The sequence below is a fragment of the Pseudomonas sp. PvP028 genome (genome assembly GCF_017832255.1).
GTDB lineage: Bacteria > Pseudomonadota > Gammaproteobacteria > Pseudomonadales > Pseudomonadaceae > Aquipseudomonas > Aquipseudomonas syringae.
Genome location: NZ_JAFIBL010000001.1, coordinates 2087470 through 2106393, shown reverse-complemented (window position 1 = coordinate 2106393; position 18924 = coordinate 2087470). Strand labels below are relative to the sequence as shown.

Annotated in this window: 16 protein-coding genes; 12 read left to right on the top strand and 4 right to left on the bottom strand. The window is 57.9% G+C overall.

Annotated features, from left to right (window positions below):
* Positions 1–155 precede the first annotated feature (155 nt).
* A complete protein-coding gene (locus JOE34_RS09460; RefSeq protein ID WP_010417453.1) occupies positions 156–974 on the top strand; it encodes an alpha/beta hydrolase in 819 nt (272 codons plus the stop codon).
* 48 nt (positions 975–1022) lie between these two features.
* Here the strand turns inward: JOE34_RS09460 and JOE34_RS09455 are convergent, their stop codons facing one another.
* Complete coding sequence (locus JOE34_RS09455; protein WP_003317065.1) at positions 1023–1871, bottom strand: ureidoglycolate lyase; 849 nt, start codon at positions 1869–1871, stop codon at positions 1023–1025.
* A gap of 320 nt (positions 1872–2191) precedes the next feature.
* Here JOE34_RS09455 and JOE34_RS09450 point away from each other — a divergent pair, with 320 nt between their 5' ends.
* The 6 genes from JOE34_RS09450 to JOE34_RS09425 all read left to right on the top strand — a co-directional run bounded on the left by JOE34_RS09450 (position 2192) and on the right by JOE34_RS09425 (position 7709).
* Positions 2192–3004, top strand: a complete 813-nt coding sequence (locus JOE34_RS09450) for an energy transducer TonB (protein WP_032662518.1) — start codon at positions 2192–2194, stop codon at positions 3002–3004.
* Positions 3005–3014: 10 nt separating this feature from the next.
* Positions 3015–3707: a MotA/TolQ/ExbB proton channel family protein gene (locus JOE34_RS09445; RefSeq protein WP_003317067.1), complete on the top strand. Its 693-nt coding sequence runs from the start codon at positions 3015–3017 to the stop codon at positions 3705–3707.
* A gap of 1 nt (position 3708) precedes the next feature.
* On the top strand, positions 3709–4113 hold the full coding sequence (locus tag JOE34_RS09440; RefSeq protein WP_003317068.1) for a biopolymer transporter ExbD: 405 nt from the start codon (positions 3709–3711) through the stop codon (positions 4111–4113).
* 71 nt (positions 4114–4184) lie between these two features.
* Positions 4185–6491 carry a TonB-dependent receptor gene (locus JOE34_RS09435; RefSeq protein ID WP_003426650.1) on the top strand — a complete coding sequence of 769 codons (2307 nt, stop codon included), beginning with the start codon at positions 4185–4187 and terminating at the stop codon, positions 6489–6491.
* Positions 6492–6721: 230 nt separating this feature from the next.
* A complete protein-coding gene (locus JOE34_RS09430; RefSeq protein ID WP_003317071.1) occupies positions 6722–6961 on the top strand; it encodes a hypothetical protein in 240 nt (79 codons plus the stop codon).
* A gap of 97 nt (positions 6962–7058) precedes the next feature.
* Positions 7059–7709 (top strand): NAD(P)H-dependent oxidoreductase, encoded by a 651-nt coding sequence (locus JOE34_RS09425; protein WP_010417412.1) that lies wholly within the window; start codon positions 7059–7061, stop codon positions 7707–7709.
* Here JOE34_RS09425 and JOE34_RS09420 read toward each other — a convergent pair.
* The 3 genes from JOE34_RS09420 to JOE34_RS09410 form a co-directional block, all read right to left on the bottom strand.
* Positions 7702–9213: a Fic family protein gene (locus tag JOE34_RS09420; protein ID WP_010417410.1), complete on the bottom strand. Its 1512-nt coding sequence runs from the start codon at positions 9211–9213 to the stop codon at positions 7702–7704. The two genes, JOE34_RS09425 and JOE34_RS09420, sit on opposite strands and share 8 nt — an antisense overlap.
* Before the next feature lie 271 nt (positions 9214–9484).
* Positions 9485–12403 carry an EAL domain-containing protein gene (locus JOE34_RS09415; RefSeq protein ID WP_209995607.1) on the bottom strand — a complete coding sequence of 973 codons (2919 nt, stop codon included), beginning with the start codon at positions 12401–12403 and terminating at the stop codon, positions 9485–9487.
* A gap of 31 nt (positions 12404–12434) precedes the next feature.
* The gene (locus tag JOE34_RS09410) at positions 12435–13256 is read right to left on the bottom strand and encodes a phosphate/phosphite/phosphonate ABC transporter substrate-binding protein (RefSeq protein ID WP_183133144.1); all 822 of its coding nucleotides are present in this window, start codon (positions 13254–13256) and stop codon (positions 12435–12437) included.
* 312 nt (positions 13257–13568) lie between these two features.
* Between JOE34_RS09410 and JOE34_RS09405 the strand changes: the two genes are divergently transcribed.
* The 5 genes from JOE34_RS09405 (at position 13569) to JOE34_RS09385 (ending at position 18918) form a co-directional block, all read left to right on the top strand.
* On the top strand, positions 13569–14474 hold the full coding sequence (locus JOE34_RS09405) for a serine hydrolase domain-containing protein (RefSeq protein WP_010417401.1): 906 nt from the start codon (positions 13569–13571) through the stop codon (positions 14472–14474).
* Between the two features lie 375 nt (positions 14475–14849).
* Positions 14850–15446 (top strand): energy transducer TonB, encoded by a 597-nt coding sequence (locus JOE34_RS09400; protein WP_245227005.1) that lies wholly within the window; start codon positions 14850–14852, stop codon positions 15444–15446.
* Between the two features lie 83 nt (positions 15447–15529).
* Positions 15530–16258: a MotA/TolQ/ExbB proton channel family protein gene (locus JOE34_RS09395; RefSeq protein WP_003391821.1), complete on the top strand. Its 729-nt coding sequence runs from the start codon at positions 15530–15532 to the stop codon at positions 16256–16258.
* A complete protein-coding gene (locus JOE34_RS09390) occupies positions 16258–16683 on the top strand; it encodes a biopolymer transporter ExbD (protein WP_003426642.1) in 426 nt (141 codons plus the stop codon). Before JOE34_RS09395 ends, JOE34_RS09390 begins: the two co-directional genes overlap by 1 nt.
* Before the next feature lie 114 nt (positions 16684–16797).
* A complete protein-coding gene (locus JOE34_RS09385) occupies positions 16798–18918 on the top strand; it encodes a TonB-dependent siderophore receptor (RefSeq protein ID WP_032662512.1) in 2121 nt (706 codons plus the stop codon).
* The last annotated feature ends 6 nt before the right edge of the window (positions 18919–18924 follow it).

The following is an 18924-nucleotide window of genomic DNA, read 5'->3' as shown; positions in this document are numbered from 1 at the left end:
GCGTCAGGGCAGTACGCTCAGTCTTCTCGACTGAACTATGCAAAACCCCCACTGCCGGAATTATCGGGGGCTGCCGAAGGCGTTCGCCCGCCCGCGCAGCACGGCGTTCGCCCGATCAACCTGACATCGAGAACCTGACATCAAGAGGAATCTGCATGAGCACGTTCAACACCAAAGATGGCACCGAGATCTATTACAAGGATTGGGGCACGGGCAAACCGGTCCTGTTGAGCCACGGCTGGCCGCTGGATGCGGACATGTGGGAATACCAGATGGAATATCTGAGCAGCCGGGGCTATCGCACCATCGCCTTCGACCGCCGCGGTTTCGGTCGTTCCGGCCAGCCGTGGACCGGCTATGACTATGACACCTTCGCTGACGACATCGCCGATCTGATCGAACACCTCGATCTGCGCGACGTGACACTGGTGGGCTTCTCCATGGGCGGTGGCGACGTTACGCGCTACATCGCCAACTATGGCAGCGAGCGAGTGGCCAAACTGGCCTTGCTGGGCTCGGTCACACCGTTCTTCCTCAAGACCGCTGACAACCCGGAAGGCGTCGAGCAGTCCGTATTCGATGGCATCACGGCAGGCCTGCTCAAGGACCGCGCTCAGTTCATCAGCGACTTCGCCAGCACGTTCTATGGCATCAACCACGGCCAGAAAGTCTCCGAAGGCGTACAGACGCAAACGCTGAACATCGCCCTGCTCGCCTCGCTCAAGGGCACGCTGGATTGCGTGACGGCGTTCTCCGCAACCGACTTCCGCCCGGACATGGCAAAAATCGATGTGCCGACCCTGGTGATTCATGGTGACGACGATCAGGTAGTGCCGTTTGAAGCCTCGGGCAAACGGGCTGCCGCGATGATCAAGGGGGCCGAACTGAAGGTTTACCCAGGCGCGCCGCACGGGTTTGCAGTGACCCATGCAGAGACGCTCAACAAAGACCTGCTGGCGTTTTTGCAGGGCTGATGGCTTGTGTGACAGGGAGCCGATTGCCGGCCCCCTGCTGGCAGCGGGTCAGTCGGCCGGAACGGTCAACTGATTCTGCTCGCCCAGCCCTGCGATCCCCAGACGTATGCGTTGCCCAGCACGCAGGAAGACAGGTTGCGGCTTCACGCCCTGCCCCACACCCGGTGGCGTCCCCGTCGAGATGACATCGCCTGGTTGCAGGCTCATGCAACGGCTCAGGTAGGCGATCAGTTGCGGCACGCTGAAAATCATCGTGCGCGTATTGCCATTCTGATAGCGGTGGCCGTCCACTTCCAGCCACAGGTCGAGCGAGCGAGGATCGGCAACTTCGTCGCGGGTCACCAGCCATGGACCTAACGGGCCGAAGGTATCGAAGCCTTTACCCTTGTCCCAGGTCCCGCCGCGCTCTAGCTGCCATTCGCGCTCGGACACATCGTTGATCACGCAATACCCGGCCACGTGCTCCATGGCATCGGCTTCATCGATATAACGTCCGCCCTTGCCGATGATCACGCCCAACTCGACCTCCCAGTCAGTCTTGAGCGAGCCACGGGGGATCTGGACATCATCGTTGGGGCCGCAAATAGCACTGGTCCACTTGTTGAAGATGATCGGTTCCTTCGGTACTTCCATCTGCGACTCCGCGGCGTGGTCAGCGTAGTTCAAGCCTATGCAGATGAACTTGCCGACCTGCCCGACACACGCCCCGATGCGTGGTTGGCCCGGAACCAGAGGCAGGCTCTCGGGATCCAGCGCAGCCAGGCTTGCAAGCCCTGCAGGGCTCAACACATCGCCAGCGATATCCTTGACGTGTGCAGACAGGTCACGGATCTGGTTGGCAGCATCAAGCAAGCCTGGCTTTTCCAGACCCTTCTCACCATAACGTAGCAATTTCATCGAGTTCTCCCGTTTCTGTCCAAGGTGTGAACCGCGGATCAAGAGGGTGACGCCCTGTTGCCCAGCCTGCGCGGCGATACGTTTTCGTGTAATGACGAACGTGGCACGTCTGGACAGATAGCATTGCAGCCGATGCCTCGCCTAATGAAATTTACGAACAGTTGCGCGGCAAGCCGGGTTCACTTTCAACACAGAAAATCACGATCACGCGGCGGCGGTCATAATTAATACACACAACGAGTATTAATATCGGCTCCAGTTGAAACGAGCCCTTCGCCAACGCGCCAAGGTTCGTATTCTTTCACGGGTGAGCTGAACTCATGTCAACGCTGATACTGTCCCGCCGATTACCGCCGCGTCAGCTACGCCACTGGCCACATCAGCCTGTGGGTAACTGCAACGTTGCCCCATCGTCGCTTGTGGTCCAGCAGAACGGCGACAACGCACCACGCATATGGCCGCACGCCGCATTGGCGATTGCACTGGCGATCGGGTTGCATGCCGCGCTGGCCGCGTGGCTGATGGCCGATCACCCGCAAGCGCCCGAGCCGACCCCGCCGATTCCGATCACCGTGCAGTGGGTACCGCCGCCCGTGGCGCCGCCGGTTGCACAACCGACGCCGCCCGAACCAACGCCTCAGCCAGCACCGGAGCCGCCTGCGCCAGCTCCCAAGCCCGCGCCACCCGAGCCCAAACCTGCCGAGTTGCCCAAGCCCAAGGCCCAGCCCAGAACCGCAACGAGCAAACCTGTCGCCAAACCTGTTGCGCCGGCACCTTCCGTCGCGGCGCCCACACCGGCACCTGCTGCAGCGCCAGCGCCAAGACCTGCACCAGCGGCACCACAGACCACCACCGCGCCGATAGGCCGGGCCGGTTACCTGAACAATCCGCCGCCGGTCTACCCGCCCGCCGCCGCGCGCCGCCATCAGGAAGGCACGACGATGCTGCGCGTGCATGTGCTGCCCAACGGACGTACCGACCAGGTGCAAGTGCTGCAAAGCAGCGGCGTCCCGGCGCTGGACGAAGCCGCGCAGGCCGCCGTCCGGCAATGGACCTTTATTCCCGCCAAACGCGGCGACACCCCGGTAGAAGGCTGGGTCAACGTCCCCATGGCTTTCAAACTCGCACCCTGAGGCTCACGTCATGAACACTGCTTACTCCGTACTCATTACCCAATCCTCAATGGCCCTGCTGGTGATTTTCTCGCTGGTGACCTGGGCGCTGTTGCTCGGAAAGACCTTCCAGCACTGGCGACTGACCCGGCAGAACCGACGCTACGCCACGCAGTTCTGGGCCGCCCGTGACCTGAAAAATGCGCTGCACCTGCCGAACAGTGAAGGCAGCCTGGCACGCCTGACCGATGCCGGCGCGCAGGCCCTAGCCGCGCCGCATGATTCGCCGGACCTGGGCCATAGCTGGAATCGCCAGGACTTGCTCGAGCGCAGCCTGCGTCAACAGATCCACAAGGAACGTCGTCGCCTGGAGAGCGGCATGATCCTGCTGGCATCGATCGGCAGCACCGCGCCCTTCATCGGCCTGTTCGGGACGGTGTTCGGGATCATTCATGCACTCAGCGCGATCAGCCAGGCCAAGTCGGCGAGCATTGCGGTGGTCGCCGGGCCGATTGGCGAAGCGCTGGTAGCGACCGGCGTCGGCATCGCCGTCGCGGTGCCTGCGGTGCTGGCTTACAACTTTTTCGGGCGGCGTCTGAAGCTGGTGATCGCGGACCTTGAAGAGTTCGCCGTGGATTTCCTCAACCTCTCGCAACGCAACGCCTTCCGGCTGCAACCCGACCACCGCGACAAGACGGCCCCGAGCCTGAAAGGAGTGAGCTGACATGTCCTTCTCCACGTCCAATGATGACGATGCAATCAGCGACATCAACATCACGCCGTTGGTGGATGTGATGCTGGTACTGCTGGTGACCTTCATTGTCACCGCACCGCTTCTCAATAACGCCATACCGCTGGACCTGCCGCAGACCGTCGCCACCACCTCACTGGATCAGGCCGACCCGGTGGTGGTGAGTGTCGACGCCAGCGGCGGCGTGTTCATCGACAGCCAGGCTGTAGCGCTGGAGCAACTCCCGGAGGCTCTGCAAACCCTGCACAGCAAAGACCCGGACGTCGCCGTCAGCCTGCGCGCCGATCAGGCGACGGGTTACGGCCGCGTAGCGCAGGTACTGGCCGATGTGCAGAAAGCCGGCATCAGTCGCCTGTCGGTGATTACCGAAAGCCCCTGAAACAAAAACCTGTCGTTAACCACATGACCCGCCGCAAGCGCGGCACCCTGACGCCCCAGGAAAACCTTTCCATGAACAATCGATCGATATCGCGTGCCCCTCGATTCCCGGTAACGCGCCTCGCGCTGCTGATTTCATTGAACTCTTTGTGCCTGATCAGCCCGTTCATTCAGGCCGATGACGATGTGCCCACCTCGGCAACGGCGCCCGCCAGCGACAACAGCGCCGCCATGACGCTGGGCACGGTATCGGTGATTGGTCAGGGCGAGACTCGCCAGGTGCAGCGCGTGACGCAAAAGGATGTGAAGGCTTACTCGGCAGGCACCAGCCCGATGAAGGTTCTGCAACGCCTGCCGGGGGTCAACTTCCAGTCCGGTGACCCGCTGGGTCGCGAGGAAGGCAGCCAGCGCATCAGCCTGCGCGGCTTCGATATGCACCACCTGGGCTACACGCTGGACGGCGTCACCCTCGGCAACATGAGCTTTGGCAACTTCAACGGGCTGAGCATCACCCGCGCGATCATCGCGGAAAACATCGCCTCCAGCGAAGTGGCACCCGGCATCGGCTCACTGGGCACGGCATCCAACAGTGATCTGGGCGGCACCATCCAGTTCACCAGCTCCAACCCCGATAAAGAGTTCGGCGCGCGTCTGTCGCAAACCCTGGGCAGCTACGACACCTCACGCACTTTCATGCGGGTCGATACCGGCGAATACAACGGCCTGTCAGCGTACGTGTCGGGCGAAAAGTACGACGCCGACGCCTGGAAAGGCCACAACAACCCGCAAAAGTCCGACGCGGTGAACGCCAAGGTCAACTACAACTTCGGCGACAATCGGGTGAGCTTCTTCCACAGCACCTCGTCCCATGACGAAGCCAACCTGCCGAACATGTCCAAGAGCATCATCCAGCGTCTGGGCTACAACTGGAGCTACTACACGCCGGACTGGACCCGCGCGGTCAATGCGGCCAACGGCATTTATAGCGGCGGGGTCACCAGCGCGAACGATGCGACCTACAACGCCAGCAGCCTGCGTGACGACGAACTGGACATCCTCAACGGCAACTTCTCGCTGACCGATGATCTGGTCCTGGACGCGACCGCCTATCACCACCATGACTCGGGCCGGGGCAATTCGTATTACCCGTTCGTCTACACCAGCGGCTCGACGACAGTGCCGAGCAATTCGATTCGCAGCACAAAATACGGCATCGATCGAACCGGTTTCCAGAGTTCACTGACCTACTACCTCGGCCAGCATGAAATTCAGGGCGGGTTCTGGATTCAGTCCAACAAGAACGACATCTCGCGTTACCTGTTCGATACCACCAATGCGACGCCGCAGAACCACATCGTCAAAACCGATGGCCTGCCCCTGGCGGCCACCGTGCTGGATCAGAGTTACAACGACCTGACCCGGCAGTTCTACCTGCGCGACACCTACACCCTGCTCGATGACCGCCTCAAACTTGAGTTCGGCGCGAAAAATACCGTGACAACCTCGACAGCCGAAGGCAAAGGCGGCGGTTACGCCAGTGGTTCGCTGCAAGCGCGGGACAGGTTTCTGCCGCAAGTAGGCGCAACCTACAAACTCGACGAGGACGACGAAGTCTTCACCTCTTACTCGGAAAACATGGCAGCGTTCCCGAGTGGCGGTTACAGCCCGTTCTTCACGACGCAGAGCGCCGTCGATGCGCAGAACGGCTTCAAGGACCTGAAGCCGGAAACCTCGAAAACCGTGGAGCTGGGTGTGCGCCGCAGCACCAAGCTGTATTCGGCCTCGGCGGCGATCTACAACACCAAATTCGATAACCGCCTGGTCGCCATCACCAACTGCACCGGCATCGTCATCTGCCAGAACGGCGTCGCCAACGTCGGCTCGGTCACCAGTCGAGGCCTGGAGCTGTCGTTCGGCCTGACGCCCAATGAGAACTGGCGCTGGTCCAACTCCATGTCCTATAACCACAGCACTTACGACGATGACTACGCCAGCGGCGGCAACACCGTTCATGTAAAAGGCAAGACCGTCGTCGATACACCGAAACTGATGTATTCAAGCAACCTGGACTGGAATTGGGAACACTGGAACGCCGGCTTGCAAGGCAGCTACATCAGCAAGCGCTATTACACCTACACCAATGACTCCAGTGTCAGCGGCTACTGGCTGGCAAACGCCAACCTTGGCTATGACTTCGGCAAACTCGGCGCCCTCAAGGACACCACGCTGTCGCTGAACATGGTCAACCTGTTCGACAAACGCTACATCTCCACCCTCAACACCGACGCCAGCGCAGCCACCGACCCGGCGGGCAACTTGCAGATTCTTCAAGTGGGCACACCGCGCAGCGCGTTCGTAACACTCGGCGTGAAACTCTGATCGTTGCTGACTGAGGACGGGCGAAGGATCGCCCCACCCGCCACTTGCATTGAATGACGCTGCGCGGTTTGCTCTTGGAGACAGGATCCTGCGGGAGCGCGCTTGCTCGCGAAGGTAATCTGCCAGTCGCTGCATAATACGTGTCGGTGGCCAGCCCCACGGCGACGAACAGCGCACGGTGCTGCATACTCCCCCGCATCTATAGCGCCTGACCTCTATCTGGACACCCCATGACACCCAACGCAGAACTGTATAACCCCTCCACCGAATATGCCGACAAACTGATCTCGCGCATCGGCCAAACCCCTTCGTGGATCGCCAAGCGCATTGGAGTGACCGACAAACGCATTCGCTACATCCTCGATGGGGAGCGGACCGTCAAGGGCGAGACCACGCCGATTCAGATGACCTATACCGAGCAGTTTGCGCTGGAGTGCCTTGTGGCAGAGGCTATAGCGCTGAGGATGTAGACTTAGCTCTCAAGCCGATAAGCCAGAAGGAACATCGGCGTCAACTCATAGACTAAATTGGATAGCTTCTGCGGGTGCACCCAACAGGAATGATTCCATGCATATTCTTCATATCGCCAGCTCTCCCCGCGCCGAGCGCTCCGTTTCCCTGAAACTGGCCTCGCGCTACCTTGAGACTTTTACCTCACTTCATCCGGAATCCACTGTGGACGCTCTGGACGTGTGGACGACCGATCTTTTGCCCTTCGACGGTCCTGCCTTGAACGCCAAGTACGCAGACCTTCAAGGTGTGCAAATGAGCGCTGAGCAACAGGCAGTGTGGAAGCAGATCCATGCATTGGGCGAGCGTTTCCACCGAGCCGACGTCATCCTCTTCAGTGTGCCAATGTGGAATTTCGGTATTCCCTACCGCCTTAAGCACTTGATTGACGCCGTATCGCAGCGCGGTGTGCTGTTCGAGTTCGATGCCCAAGGCATGCGTGGTCTGCTCAAAGGTAAGAAAGTGGTGGTGTTCGCCTCACGTGGGGTAGCGCTTGGGGAAGACTTCCCCACCGAAGCCTACGACCATCAGGTCGCGTACCTCAGAACCTGGGCACGGATGGTGGGCATCCCGGCCATCGACGCAGTGCTATCGGAAGCAACGCTCGCGGATCCCGCAACGGCAGAGGCCAATTTTAACGCAGCGCTGGCTGAAGCGTCGAAGCTCGCCACGGACCACTCTGACCCACAAGGTGCCAGGGTCACTTAGACCCCGTCGCTTGAGGCGCATGTAGATCGGCGTAAATACTCTCCGCCAGAGCAATATCTTCATCCGTCAGGTGCTGGAACAACCCTGTCCGCTTGCGCTTGGAGACATGTCCGCTGTTCTCGTAGATCACCGCGATAAGAAGCTCAAGATCTCGGTTGGACAGATCAAGTTCGCGATTCATTTGCTCTTTGAATCTCTCACGGCGAACGAGATGGTTAACTTCGTCACGCATGAGCCCGTCCAGAACCCGCGCAGCACTCTCGTTGACCTCGCCCTGCAGATCAGTGAAATCCAGATGAGCGAACAGATGATCGTGCGCCTCATCCAGTTCAGGGTCGCTGGCCAGGTCCGTCCTGTGGTACTGCGTAGCACCGAGTATCCGCCGTGACAGGACATCAAGCGCGCCGATATAAGTCTCGAGATTGACCAGAAGGCCAGCAGATATTGGCATGATAATGCCCTGCAGCTTGACACCTTCATTAGCCAGGATGTCCTGCATGATGAAGCGGGACAAACGGCCGTTGCCGTCCATGAAAGGGTGGATATAGATAAAGCTGTGCGCAATCGCATTCAATTTAACCAGCGCTGGCGCGTTACTGCGCATAACGCGCTCACGCATCAGGAACCACTCCTCCATCATCTCAGGAACGTTCTCCGGCGCTGGCGGGATGAGGTGGATCAGATCCCCGCGGCCAAGCCAGTTCTGCATATACCTGTAAGCACCAATGGAAGGGTCAGGGCGCCCCGTAGCGAGGGCTATTCGATGGACGTCGAACAGGAACTCCTCATCAAGCGAGCGCTGGCCTGCCTGTTCCAGCACTCGCACAAAGCGCAGGATTCGATCAGGCGCCGGGCGTTCGTGCTCAATCTCGTATGAACTGCGGGTCTCGGTCGTCAGCAGGTACTGCGCCGCTCTAGCAATCTCGCTGACTGAGAAGTCGACCATCTGGTCATGCATACGCTCGACTATTTGTGCATTCAGAAGATTGTCGTCTGCCCAACTCTGGCGTGTAACAAGAGCCGAAAGCTTCGGTGTCCCCAACAGATTCATCCGCACCCGGTGTCTGCGCGACATTTGCTCTGGGCCGGTGAAATATTTATCCGGTGGGAGCAGGTGCTCATAGGGTATGTTTTGAGCCGCGTCGGGCAAAGGCAATTGGTGGCCTGCAATGTGCTCACAGATGTACCAGAGTCGGCGCAGATAGCCGCTGGCTGGTTTCTCGACGATTGCAGCAGTCAGGTCATTACGAACAGCCGGATTCTGAAAGGCGCGCTCCAGAACGCCTATATTCACCCCTTCGTATGAGAGCGCAAAAAGCATCTGGTCAACGGGGCGATGCTCTCTGGCATAGCCCTTGGTGAAGACCTCTATCTTCACGCCACCAGCGGGCAGTGAGAGCGCAGGCCGCGAGCCAATGACACACTCATGATCAAGCGCCACGCAGCGAAGATCCAGTGCATTGATCAGCCAGCTATACCCGGCTCGCTCAATGGGTTGCTGCATGGAGAATTTCCTATACGAGTCACGAGAAAATTATAATTTACACGCTTTTCGAGGAAAAAATTATAGCTGGCTGTGCATACCATGAACGAGTGGGTGATTTTTTGTGAAGACTGCTTCGTTTCGACTCAGGTAGCAGTGGGTCGGAAATGTTTCGTCTGATGCGTATCGTTTATCAAATGCAGCTACCTGCCAATACGTGCTTTCGGCCAAAAGCAGCCGCTGCGTACAGCGGCCTGCCATGACCGCTCTCGCAGACGCGATCAATACTACGTTACGCAACACCACTTTCAGAAAAGCTTATATCCAGACTGCGTGACGATTTAATCATCGCAGCGCACTCTTCACTGATGACAGGCTTACTAAAAAGATAACCCTGCATTTGATCGCAGCCATACGTCACGAGCAGCTCTAACTGATCGACTGTTTCGACGCCTTCTGCGATGACGTTAAGACCCAATTCGTGCGCCAATACGATTACCGCCCGGGTGATCGCGGCATCCTCATGATTGCTGGTGATATCTTTGATAAACGCCCTGTCGATTTTGAGGGCATCAAGAGGGAATCGCTTCAAGTAAGCCAAACTGGAATAGCCCGTTCCGAAATCATCGACCGAAAGGCTTATACCATACGACTTTATATCTCGGAGTATTTCAACTGCCGACTCGGGATCGATCATCAGCATCGACTCGGTCAGTTCGAACTCTAAAAGAGCGGGGTTGATACCGTATGCTTCAACGATATGCTTGACGGTCTCGGCCAGGCCTTTCACCTGAAGCTGCCTGACGGACAGATTGATGGCGATCGGCACCAGCCTTATATTATTCTTTTCCCAGCTCTTTAGAGTTTCACAGACTTTGCGGATAACCCACACGCCGACAGGAATGATCAGGCCCGTGTCCTCCAGAATAGGGATAAAATCGGCCGGAGAAATCATACCTTGCTCCGGGTGATTCCAGCGCAATAAAGCCTCCAGACCACTTATCCTGCCATCGACGAGGCTGACCTTGGGCTGAAAGTGCAGAATAAACTCATCGCGCTCAAGTGCACCCCGCAGTAGCGTTTCAGTTTGCAAGCGCCTGGTTAAACTTTCGTTCATCCTGGCGTCGTAAAACTTGAAATTATTACGGCCACTTTTCTTCGCATGGTACATGGCGGTGTCCGCATTCTTCAAGATAACGCCCGTGTCACGCCCGTCAAACGGATAATTAGCGATGCCCACACTCGCTGAAACGAATATATCCTGGCCGCCCAGGTTAAACGGTTTTCCCAACGCATCGACAACCTGGGTAGCCAGCGATTTGATGAGGCTCTCGGAATAGACCTTGTGGGTGACGACGATCGAAAACTCATCGCCTCCCAGCCGCGCAACCACACTGTTCTCATCAATGCAGTCTCTCAAGCGTCGACCCGCCTGGATAAGCAATTGATCGCCTACTGAATGCCCCATGGTGTCATTCACGGCTTTGAACCGGTCCAAATCTATGAATATGACGCTTACTGCATCTGGCGCTGACGTGGTCCGACTGATTATCTCGCGCAGATAATTGCTGAGAAACCAGCGATTAGGCAGACGGGTGAGCGAATCATTTTCGGCCAGGTAGGTCAGCTTGTTCTTTGCGTCATACCGTTCAAGCGCGGCTGCCAAGAGGTTGGCAAGTGTTTGAAGGTAGCTGACATCTTCACGCGTAAAGCGGTAATCCCTGCTGGCATACACCCCAAGAACGCCCTTGAAGACTTCTCTGCAAGAGATATCAACCTCCAGGCCACTTCTAATACTGCACGCCTCTGCTGTCTCACAAGGAAGCAGCGTGTAACGGCTATCAGGCGAATCAGAATTAATGACAAACCCGGCAGAAGAAGCAGTACTGTTCAAAAAATCATTATGATAACCACTGCGGATTTCAACGCCGGCGAAGCCAACCTCCGCGGTGACGATGACCTCATGGTTCACTCGATCAACGACCCGTAAAGCGGCCTTGCTCAGGTTCAATCCTTGCGCCGCAGTCAGTGCCGCCAGCTCACCCAGAGCACTGACGTTTTCCTCGGTCAATGCCTGCTGGCCAAACAAGGCGATAAGGTTCTGCCTTCTGGCGTTATCCAGAATCGCTACCTCAAACTCTTTTCGATCTGTGATATCGATATCGATGCAGATATATTTTTCAACGCCGCCCAGGTCATCGAGAATAGGTATGACAGTGCGTCGATGCCATGCAACCTTGCCGGTACGACCAGCAAGCCTGACCTCACCGTTCCACACCTCATTTTCAGGTGCCCATTGCCACGACTCATTGGCCGAAGACATGCCGGTCCAGACTTCATCGATCGTCAACTCTAAAAGCTCGGCTCGCGAATGCTGTGAGCTTGTGACGAATCGTTCGTTAACGTAGGTGATACGTCCGGAGGCCGACACTTCGCAAACGATCGACACCTCATCCAGGGCATTTTTATGCTGCACCAAGGTATTCATCAACGATTCGATACGCAGGCCAAAGTGATTGCGCATACTCGCAGCAGTACGGTTTACCGCTTTTATAGCCTCCTGTATTTCCATGGGAGCATCAGCGACCAACATCGCTTCTGCTGCCACTGCGCCTGAAGCGATTTCTGCCTCATAAGAGTGAAGCTTGCCCAGGTGGGCAAGCGAACGTTTGATCATGAATCCCATCAACGTCAAACTGATCAGCAAAAAGAACCCAGCGAAGAGTGTCGCCTGAATCACAAGACTGTAGAGTTCGGCAGCAATTCTCTCGGCATTGAAAGACAGACGCATCACACCATAATCTTTCCCGCCAACAGTGATCGGACGATTGACATCGAATAATCGCGCAGCGACTTCAGACTCTATCCATGCAGGCGCTCTTCCAAGCGGCGCACTGGCGGCCTCAAGGCGAATGACGCCACCCGACAGGTCAATAAACATGGCCGACTTGAACGGCGAGCGAGCCAGGGTTTTTTCGAGGGTTCTTTTGATGGTGTCGTAATCGCCGATGACGACACTCTCCTCGACCGCTTGCGCGGCTACCTCGATCAGCATATTAGCGGTGTCTTGTATCTCTTCAATATGCTGAAGCAGCTGGTTTTTATAAAACAGGCCCAGGCCCGTCGTCAAAAAAGTCAGTATCAGAATGCATAACATCACCAGTATTCGCGATGTCAGTGATTTGGGCAGCAGGCTTTTAAAGAAATTCATTAACAGCCTCTCCAGCTAACGTTGAAATTATTTACTTGAGGTTTGCCGGCAAACTATTATAAAAATCACGATAGGACGCGTAATCCGCTTCCGTCGCAGGAATGAAGGTAATCGGTGTCGGTGCATGCACCAGCTCGGTCGCCTCACGAAGAACCCTGCTACCGTCGGGATCGTTTTGCATATTAAAAAATGCGTTGGCGACCGCATCACGTTCTTTTTTAGAAACCCGAGGGGATGCCATGAGGGCTAAATCGTTGAACGAGGCCGAACTCCACAGGACGCGGAACGACTTCCCTTCTCTCTCCGTGTAGCCGCTTACAAGCTGGGAGTTGGCCCCCATCGCTTGGGCCTTGCCGCTAAGGAGTTGGCTGAAAGCACCGTCCATGTTTCCTGCGAACACAGTAGCCGTATTGATCTTTTTCTTGACCAATTCCGAACTTGTGACTTTATAAGCAATGAACGCTTCGGGCCCTGGATAAACCACTTCCTTGCCTTCTAGTTCCGAAAGGCTATGAATCGGCGAGTCGGCAGGCACCACGATTTGTCCTTCGAGGGCAGGCGCGTTACGGCGACCAAACACCTTCCAGCCCATTTTGTCGCGCTCGGGGCTAAAAAGGTGGTTGGTGAACGCGAAATCAACTTCTTGCGCGAGCACATAACTGGTTGTATCAGAGGAGGTTCGCCCTAACTTCAGCGTGAGATTCACGCCGCTTTTTTCAGACACATACTTAATAATTGGATTCCAAAAACTGGCCGAAAGATTAAGATTGTACTGATTGACAGGCGAAAAATTGTACACCTTAAGCTCTTCAGAAGCCGCCACATTCGACAAGACCAAAGACAGGGCGATCATGATAGCTTTGCAGCTCAGGCGTAACTTCACTTGTCTACTCCACAGGTATAATAACTTCTTAGCCAACGGTGACGAGCGCTAACTTAAGCTCAGCCATCAAATATAATCGGCCGAGGCGCTTGAATCTTAAGCACCGACCGCATGAATAAATGTTAATGGCCAGCCCACACACCTGCCTGCCGCCGCCACAGACCGCTTTATGTCAAAAACAGTCGTTCAGCACAGCACAAACGGCTGACTTGATCCCGGCGCAGCAGAGCAATTGAGATATCTTGTCGGGCTGTAGATCCGCTCAACATTCCAGGGAAGCCAATGCTCATTTCACTCGTGTCAAATGGTCAGCCACAAACGCCAGACCGATTGGAGCTGATGGCCCCCTGGTGGAGCTTTACGAAAACGGTCCTGGCTGCGACAGCCCTCTCGTTGGTACAGGATGGACTGATCGGGTTGGACGACCCCATTCCTGATCAGCCTTTCACTTTGCGCCAGCTACTGCGGCATGAAGCAGGACTGGCTGACTACGGAGAGCTTGCGGAGTATCACACCGCCGTTGCTAAAGGTGAGCCCGCCTGGCCGGCAGATGAAATGATGCGATGTCTTGACGGTACTCGACTTCGATACAGCCCCGGAACCGGATGGCGTTACTCGAACGTCGGTTACTTATTCATCGGCAGGCTAATTGAACGGCTGACCGATATGACGCTTGATGATGCAGTGATTCAACGTGCGCTTGCCCCTCTGGGCATCTCGAACGTTCGCTTTGCTAAAACGCGAGCAGACTTACAAGCGACCCATCTGGGAAGTACCTCGAATTATGACCCCGCCTGGGTTTACCACGGCTTGTTGATCGGGCCGATTTCGCAAGCAGCGCTGTTTCTGGACCGACTTCTCAGTGCAGAGCTCCTCTGCGCAGGCTTGCTTCAGGAAATGCAGACAGCACGAACACTAGGCGGCCCGATTCCAGGGCGCCCATGGATCACGGCGGGCTATGGCCTCGGCTTGATGCAAGGTTCGATTGACGGTGGGCATTCTCTAGCTGGGCACACAGGCTGCGGGCCAGGCAGCGTCATGGCTGTCTATCGCATCGGCGATGGCGGCGCATCGGCTTGCTGCGCTGCTTTTGAGGTGGACGCTACTGAAGGTGCCGTTGAAGCCATCGTTGCTGGGCAACTGATGCAACTCTTGCGACAGGGGGCTGACGGCATCAAAGTCCTTTAGCCGTAGGCCTTATGGTTCGCCGGATAACCGCTTCTGAATCCCGTAATGACCGCTTGTAAGGCCACGCCTGTTGGCGCCCATGCAATTGTCACAAACTGCTTACTTGATAATTTTTCTCTGTCACGCATCTGTCACTCGTCACTCCTATATTCCTCCGACACCTGTTACGAGGTTCCTCTACCGGCCTCGGACCCAACTTTCGCAGGGAATGCGCCCGATGTACCCGGCCTACCGGCCTGGAGGAAATCAATCGTGGATGCAACGCTGACACCCCTGCTGCACCTTCAGCCATTGCCTGCCGGCAGCGCCTCGCGATTGCTGCGCCGGGGATGCGCGGTAACGCTGGTCGTGGCGGTGCATGTTTTGGTATTGAGCATGGTGACCAGGTCATCGCCCCCTGCGCTTGCACCACAGGTGATTCGTACTATTTACGCCTCGGTCATCAATGAACCGACTCCGGCGCCAGCTGCAAGTGCCGCGCCCACGCCACCGCCTACCGTTGCCCCTGTCGCACCGGCACCGGCACCAACGCCTGTGGCCGTTAAGCCGGTGGCCCGGCCCAAGCCCGCGGCCAAACCGCAGGTGATGCAACACCCCGTCGTGGCCGCCGCAACGTCTGCCCCCGCGACCATCAGCACCGCGGCCGCAGCACCGGTAGTTACGCAAATTCCCGTACCACCGCCTCAGCCCAAGACCCTCACCCGGGGCGTCGAATACGTGCATGAACCACAACCCGAATATCCCGACAGTGCACGTGAAGAGGGCCACGAGGGCACCGTGATCCTGCGGGTTCTGGTGGACGAGCACGGCAAGCCCGGCGCGGTGGACATCGTACGCTCTTCGGGCTTTGGCAACCTCGACGAGGCGGGCAGGACGGCTGTGCGCGGCGCACTGTTCAAGCCTCATTTGGAGGAAGGGCATGCGGTGTCGGTGTATGTGATCGTGCCGCTGCGATTCCAGCTCGACAGTTAGCAATCACGCAGGCGTAACCCACCATCTTTTATCGACGCGCCTCCCGGTCAGGGCAGCGCTCACCTCAAAGAAAGGAAATACACATGGACACCGGAACACTGGGTTTGAATGTTTTGTGGCAACAGGCCGACGTTGTCACCCGTGGCGTGGCCTTGACGCTGTTGGTGATGTCGATTGCGTCCTGGTACGTGATGGTCGACAAGCTGGTGCGCCTGGCACTGCATCGCCTGCGTTCACCGAAGTTGCTGGAGGCGTTCTGGAGCGCACCGACGCTCAAGGATGGCGTGCAACAATTGGGTCATCACAGTGCCTACGCCGAACTCACTCAGGCCGGCGTCAGCGCCGCACGCCAGCACCGTGATGCGCTGGATGGCGACATGCACCCGCCGGCCTTCAGCGAATGGCTTAACCGCGCCTTGCGCCAAGCCACGCTGACCGTGGGCGGACAGTTGCAAGGCGGCATGGCGATTTTGGCCACCGTGGGTTCCAGCGCCCCCTTTGTCGGTTTGCTCGGCACCGTGTGGGGCATCTATCACGCCTTGATGAAGATCGGCCTGACCGGCGACGCGAGCATCGACAAGGTTGCAGGCCCCGTCGGCGAAACGCTGATCATGACCGCTCTGGGACTGGCCGTGGCCATTCCGGCCACCCTGGGCTACAACCTGCTGGTGCGCAGTAACAAGCAGACCCTCGCTGAACTGGGCAAGTTTGCCTTCGAACTGCACGACCTGCTGGTGATCGGCGCCCGTGCGACCCCGCGCGGCGGGCAGCCTGCGCGCAGCACGTTCAACGCCCAAGCGGAGATCGTCTGATGGCCAGTGGATTGCTGGGCGGGGATGAACAGGAAGAGGACGGTTTTAACCCCGAGATCAACACCACGCCACTGGTGGATGTGATGCTGGTGCTGTTGGTGATCTTCATCATCACCGTGCCGGCCATCCAGCACTCGGTGAAGATTGACCTGCCCAAGGCCGCCGCGCAGCAGGACAACAAACCGCCGCCCTCCGTGGATCTGGCGCTGGACAACGAAGGCCACCTGCATTGGGACGACCGCGACATCAGCGACAGCGACTTGCCGGCACTGATCGCCGAGGCCGCCGCGCGTCAGCCGGTACCGGAGTTGCACCTGCGTGCCGAACGCAACACCCCGTATGAAAAGGTGGTGCAGGTAATGACCGCGGCGCAGTCCGGTGGCCTGGAAAAGATCGGCTTCGTGACCAAGGCCGTTACGCCTTAACAACCGCGCCGCCTTCACCCCCCCTTCCTCGGTCGGCTGTTACAGCCGGCCACGGCGAAGTGCGCGCGACAGGAATCAACCAGGCCGTGAACGGCCGTTTTCGAAGGTGCAGTCATGTTTCGCAAATCCTCGTTGTATGTGCGTGCAGGTCTCGGTTTCGCAGCGTTTTCCCTGGCCTTGCCATCATTTGCTGCCGATGTACCACCGGCCATCGACGACAGTACATTGGCCACGCTGCCTCAAGTCACTGTAAAGGCCACCAAGCGCAAGCCGGCGCTGCACCAGCAGACCAACAGCGGCGCCTTGGGCAGCCATGCGGTGATCGATACACCGTTTTCGTTCAAGAGCGTAGGCAGCGACGAAATCCAGGCCCGTCAGGCGGGCATCCTGTCTGAGGCCGTCAAGTACGACGCCTCCGTCACCTCCATCAGTTCGAGCTATGGCACCCACCCCGCCACACTGGCCGTTCGCGGCCTGCCCCTGGATGACCTGAACGGCTACAAAGTCGACGGCATGGCCAACATCAACCGCGGTGTGGAAATGCCTCTTGAGATGTTCGAGCGGGTCGATGTGCTTAAAGGCCTGTCGGGCTTCATGTATGGCTTCGGCAGCCCGGGCGGCATCGTCAACTACGTGACCAAGCGGCCTACCGACAAGACCACCCTCAGCGTTGATGCCGGCTACCAGTCCGACAATGTCTATAAGGAACATCTGGATGCCGGAGGGCGTCTGGATGACCCGCGTTTCGGCTACCGGGTCAACGTGGTGCATGAGGAAGGCGATGCCGCTTCGGGTGACGCCAAGGTCAACCGCACGGCAGTCGGCCTGGCCCTGAACGCGCAGCTCAGTGATGACTTGAGCGTTGACTTCGACACTCTGTACCAGAAGCGCAATACCAGCGGTGGCACCGACATCATCGTCAACACCAAGAACGCCTTGCCCAGCCCTATTGACGGTAGCAAGCGCCTGTACAGCAATGGCTCCTACACCGATGTCGACTACAGCCTGTCGACCGTGAGCGCTACCTACAAGTTTTCTCCCGACTGGACCGGTAAACTGGCCTACCGCTACTCCGATTCGACACGCCGTTATGTGAAAGACCAATACCAGATTTCCAGCGACGCCGGCGCGTACACCGACAAGGTTACGTCCGAGTATCACGCCTACGACTACAACGACACCATGGGCACCCTGGAAGGCAAATTCACCACGGGATGGTTCACTCACGACGTGGTACTGGGCGCCAGCTATTCCCAACTGAACTCGGACAAATCCGTGGTCACCCCGAAGACCACCGTGGGCAAAGGCAACCTGTACAACCCGACGATCTTCTCGGTGTACAACATCGACTACAGCGGCGGTACCTACGGCGACGACAACGTCAAGGAAAGCGCAGTGTTCGCCAGCGATACCATTGGCCTGGGCGAAAACTGGTCGTTGCTGGCGGGCCTGCGCAACGAAAATTACCGTGAGCAAACCCGCGGCTCCGCCACCTCTGCTGTGACGCCATACAAGGCCCGGCCGGCAACCCCAACCGTTGCCTTGATGTACAAGCCGACCAAGGACGTGACGCTGTATGCCAGTTACGTCGAATCTCTGGAAAGCGGCGGTACCGCACCCAGCAGCGCAGTCAACTCCGACCAGACCCTGAGCCCGCTGCTCAGCAAGCAATACGAGGTGGGCGTGAAAGCCCAGCAGCGTAACTGGAGCGCCACCGCCGCAGCGTTTCGCATCGACCGTGGCGCCGAGTACACCAACGACGCCAACGTCTACGTGCAAAGCGGCACCATCCGCTATCAGGGCCTGGAGCTGAACGCCAGCGTCGATGCCACGCCGGACCTGACAGTGGAAGGTAGCGTCATGTCACTGGACTCGGCCTACCACGATGCGGGGGACGGTGTGGACGGAAACCGCGCAGCCGGTGCGGCGCACTATCAGGCCGCAACTCAGGTTACGTATCGTGTGCCCATGGTGCCCGGGATGTTCCTGCACACCGGTGCCCAGCGTATCGGCGAAATGGCGGTGGATTCAGGCAACGTGCATACCCTCCCGGCCTACAGCCTGTTCGATGCCGGGGGCGGCTATCGTCTGCGTCTGGGCGATGGTCATGCGCTGACTCTGGGTGCCAACGTCACCAACCTGGCCAACAAAAAGTACTGGACCTACTACCAGGAAAACTACCTGCAACCGGGTTCGCCACGTACTTTAAGCCTCAATACCCGTTATGACTTCTAGGCCCGT

Excerpts from the sequence above, each read along its gene's own strand:
- JOE34_RS09400 (WP_245227005.1), top strand. The coding sequence starts at position 14,850 with ATGGTGACCAGGTCATCGCCCCCTGCGCTTGCACCACAGGTGATTCGT.
- JOE34_RS09430 (WP_003317071.1), top strand. The coding sequence starts at position 6,722 with ATGACACCCAACGCAGAACTGTATAACCCCTCCACCGAATATGCCGAC.
- JOE34_RS09450 (WP_032662518.1), top strand. The coding sequence starts at position 2,192 with ATGTCAACGCTGATACTGTCCCGCCGATTACCGCCGCGTCAGCTACGC.
- JOE34_RS09390 (WP_003426642.1), top strand. The coding sequence starts at position 16,258 with ATGGCCAGTGGATTGCTGGGCGGGGATGAACAGGAAGAGGACGGTTTT.
- JOE34_RS09435 (WP_003426650.1), top strand. The coding sequence starts at position 4,185 with ATGAACAATCGATCGATATCGCGTGCCCCTCGATTCCCGGTAACGCGC.
- JOE34_RS09425 (WP_010417412.1), top strand. The coding sequence starts at position 7,059 with ATGCATATTCTTCATATCGCCAGCTCTCCCCGCGCCGAGCGCTCCGTT.
- JOE34_RS09405 (WP_010417401.1), top strand. The coding sequence starts at position 13,569 with ATGCTCATTTCACTCGTGTCAAATGGTCAGCCACAAACGCCAGACCGA.
- JOE34_RS09445 (WP_003317067.1), top strand. The coding sequence starts at position 3,015 with ATGAACACTGCTTACTCCGTACTCATTACCCAATCCTCAATGGCCCTG.
- JOE34_RS09455 (WP_003317065.1), bottom strand. The coding sequence starts at position 1,871 with ATGAAATTGCTACGTTATGGTGAGAAGGGTCTGGAAAAGCCAGGCTTG.
- JOE34_RS09415 (WP_209995607.1), bottom strand. The coding sequence starts at position 12,403 with ATGAATTTCTTTAAAAGCCTGCTGCCCAAATCACTGACATCGCGAATA.
- JOE34_RS09385 (WP_032662512.1), top strand. The coding sequence starts at position 16,798 with ATGTTTCGCAAATCCTCGTTGTATGTGCGTGCAGGTCTCGGTTTCGCA.
- JOE34_RS09395 (WP_003391821.1), top strand. The coding sequence starts at position 15,530 with ATGGACACCGGAACACTGGGTTTGAATGTTTTGTGGCAACAGGCCGAC.
- JOE34_RS09440 (WP_003317068.1), top strand. The coding sequence starts at position 3,709 with ATGTCCTTCTCCACGTCCAATGATGACGATGCAATCAGCGACATCAAC.
- JOE34_RS09460 (WP_010417453.1), top strand. The coding sequence starts at position 156 with ATGAGCACGTTCAACACCAAAGATGGCACCGAGATCTATTACAAGGAT.
- JOE34_RS09420 (WP_010417410.1), bottom strand. The coding sequence starts at position 9,213 with ATGCAGCAACCCATTGAGCGAGCCGGGTATAGCTGGCTGATCAATGCA.
- JOE34_RS09410 (WP_183133144.1), bottom strand. The coding sequence starts at position 13,256 with ATGATCGCCCTGTCTTTGGTCTTGTCGAATGTGGCGGCTTCTGAAGAG.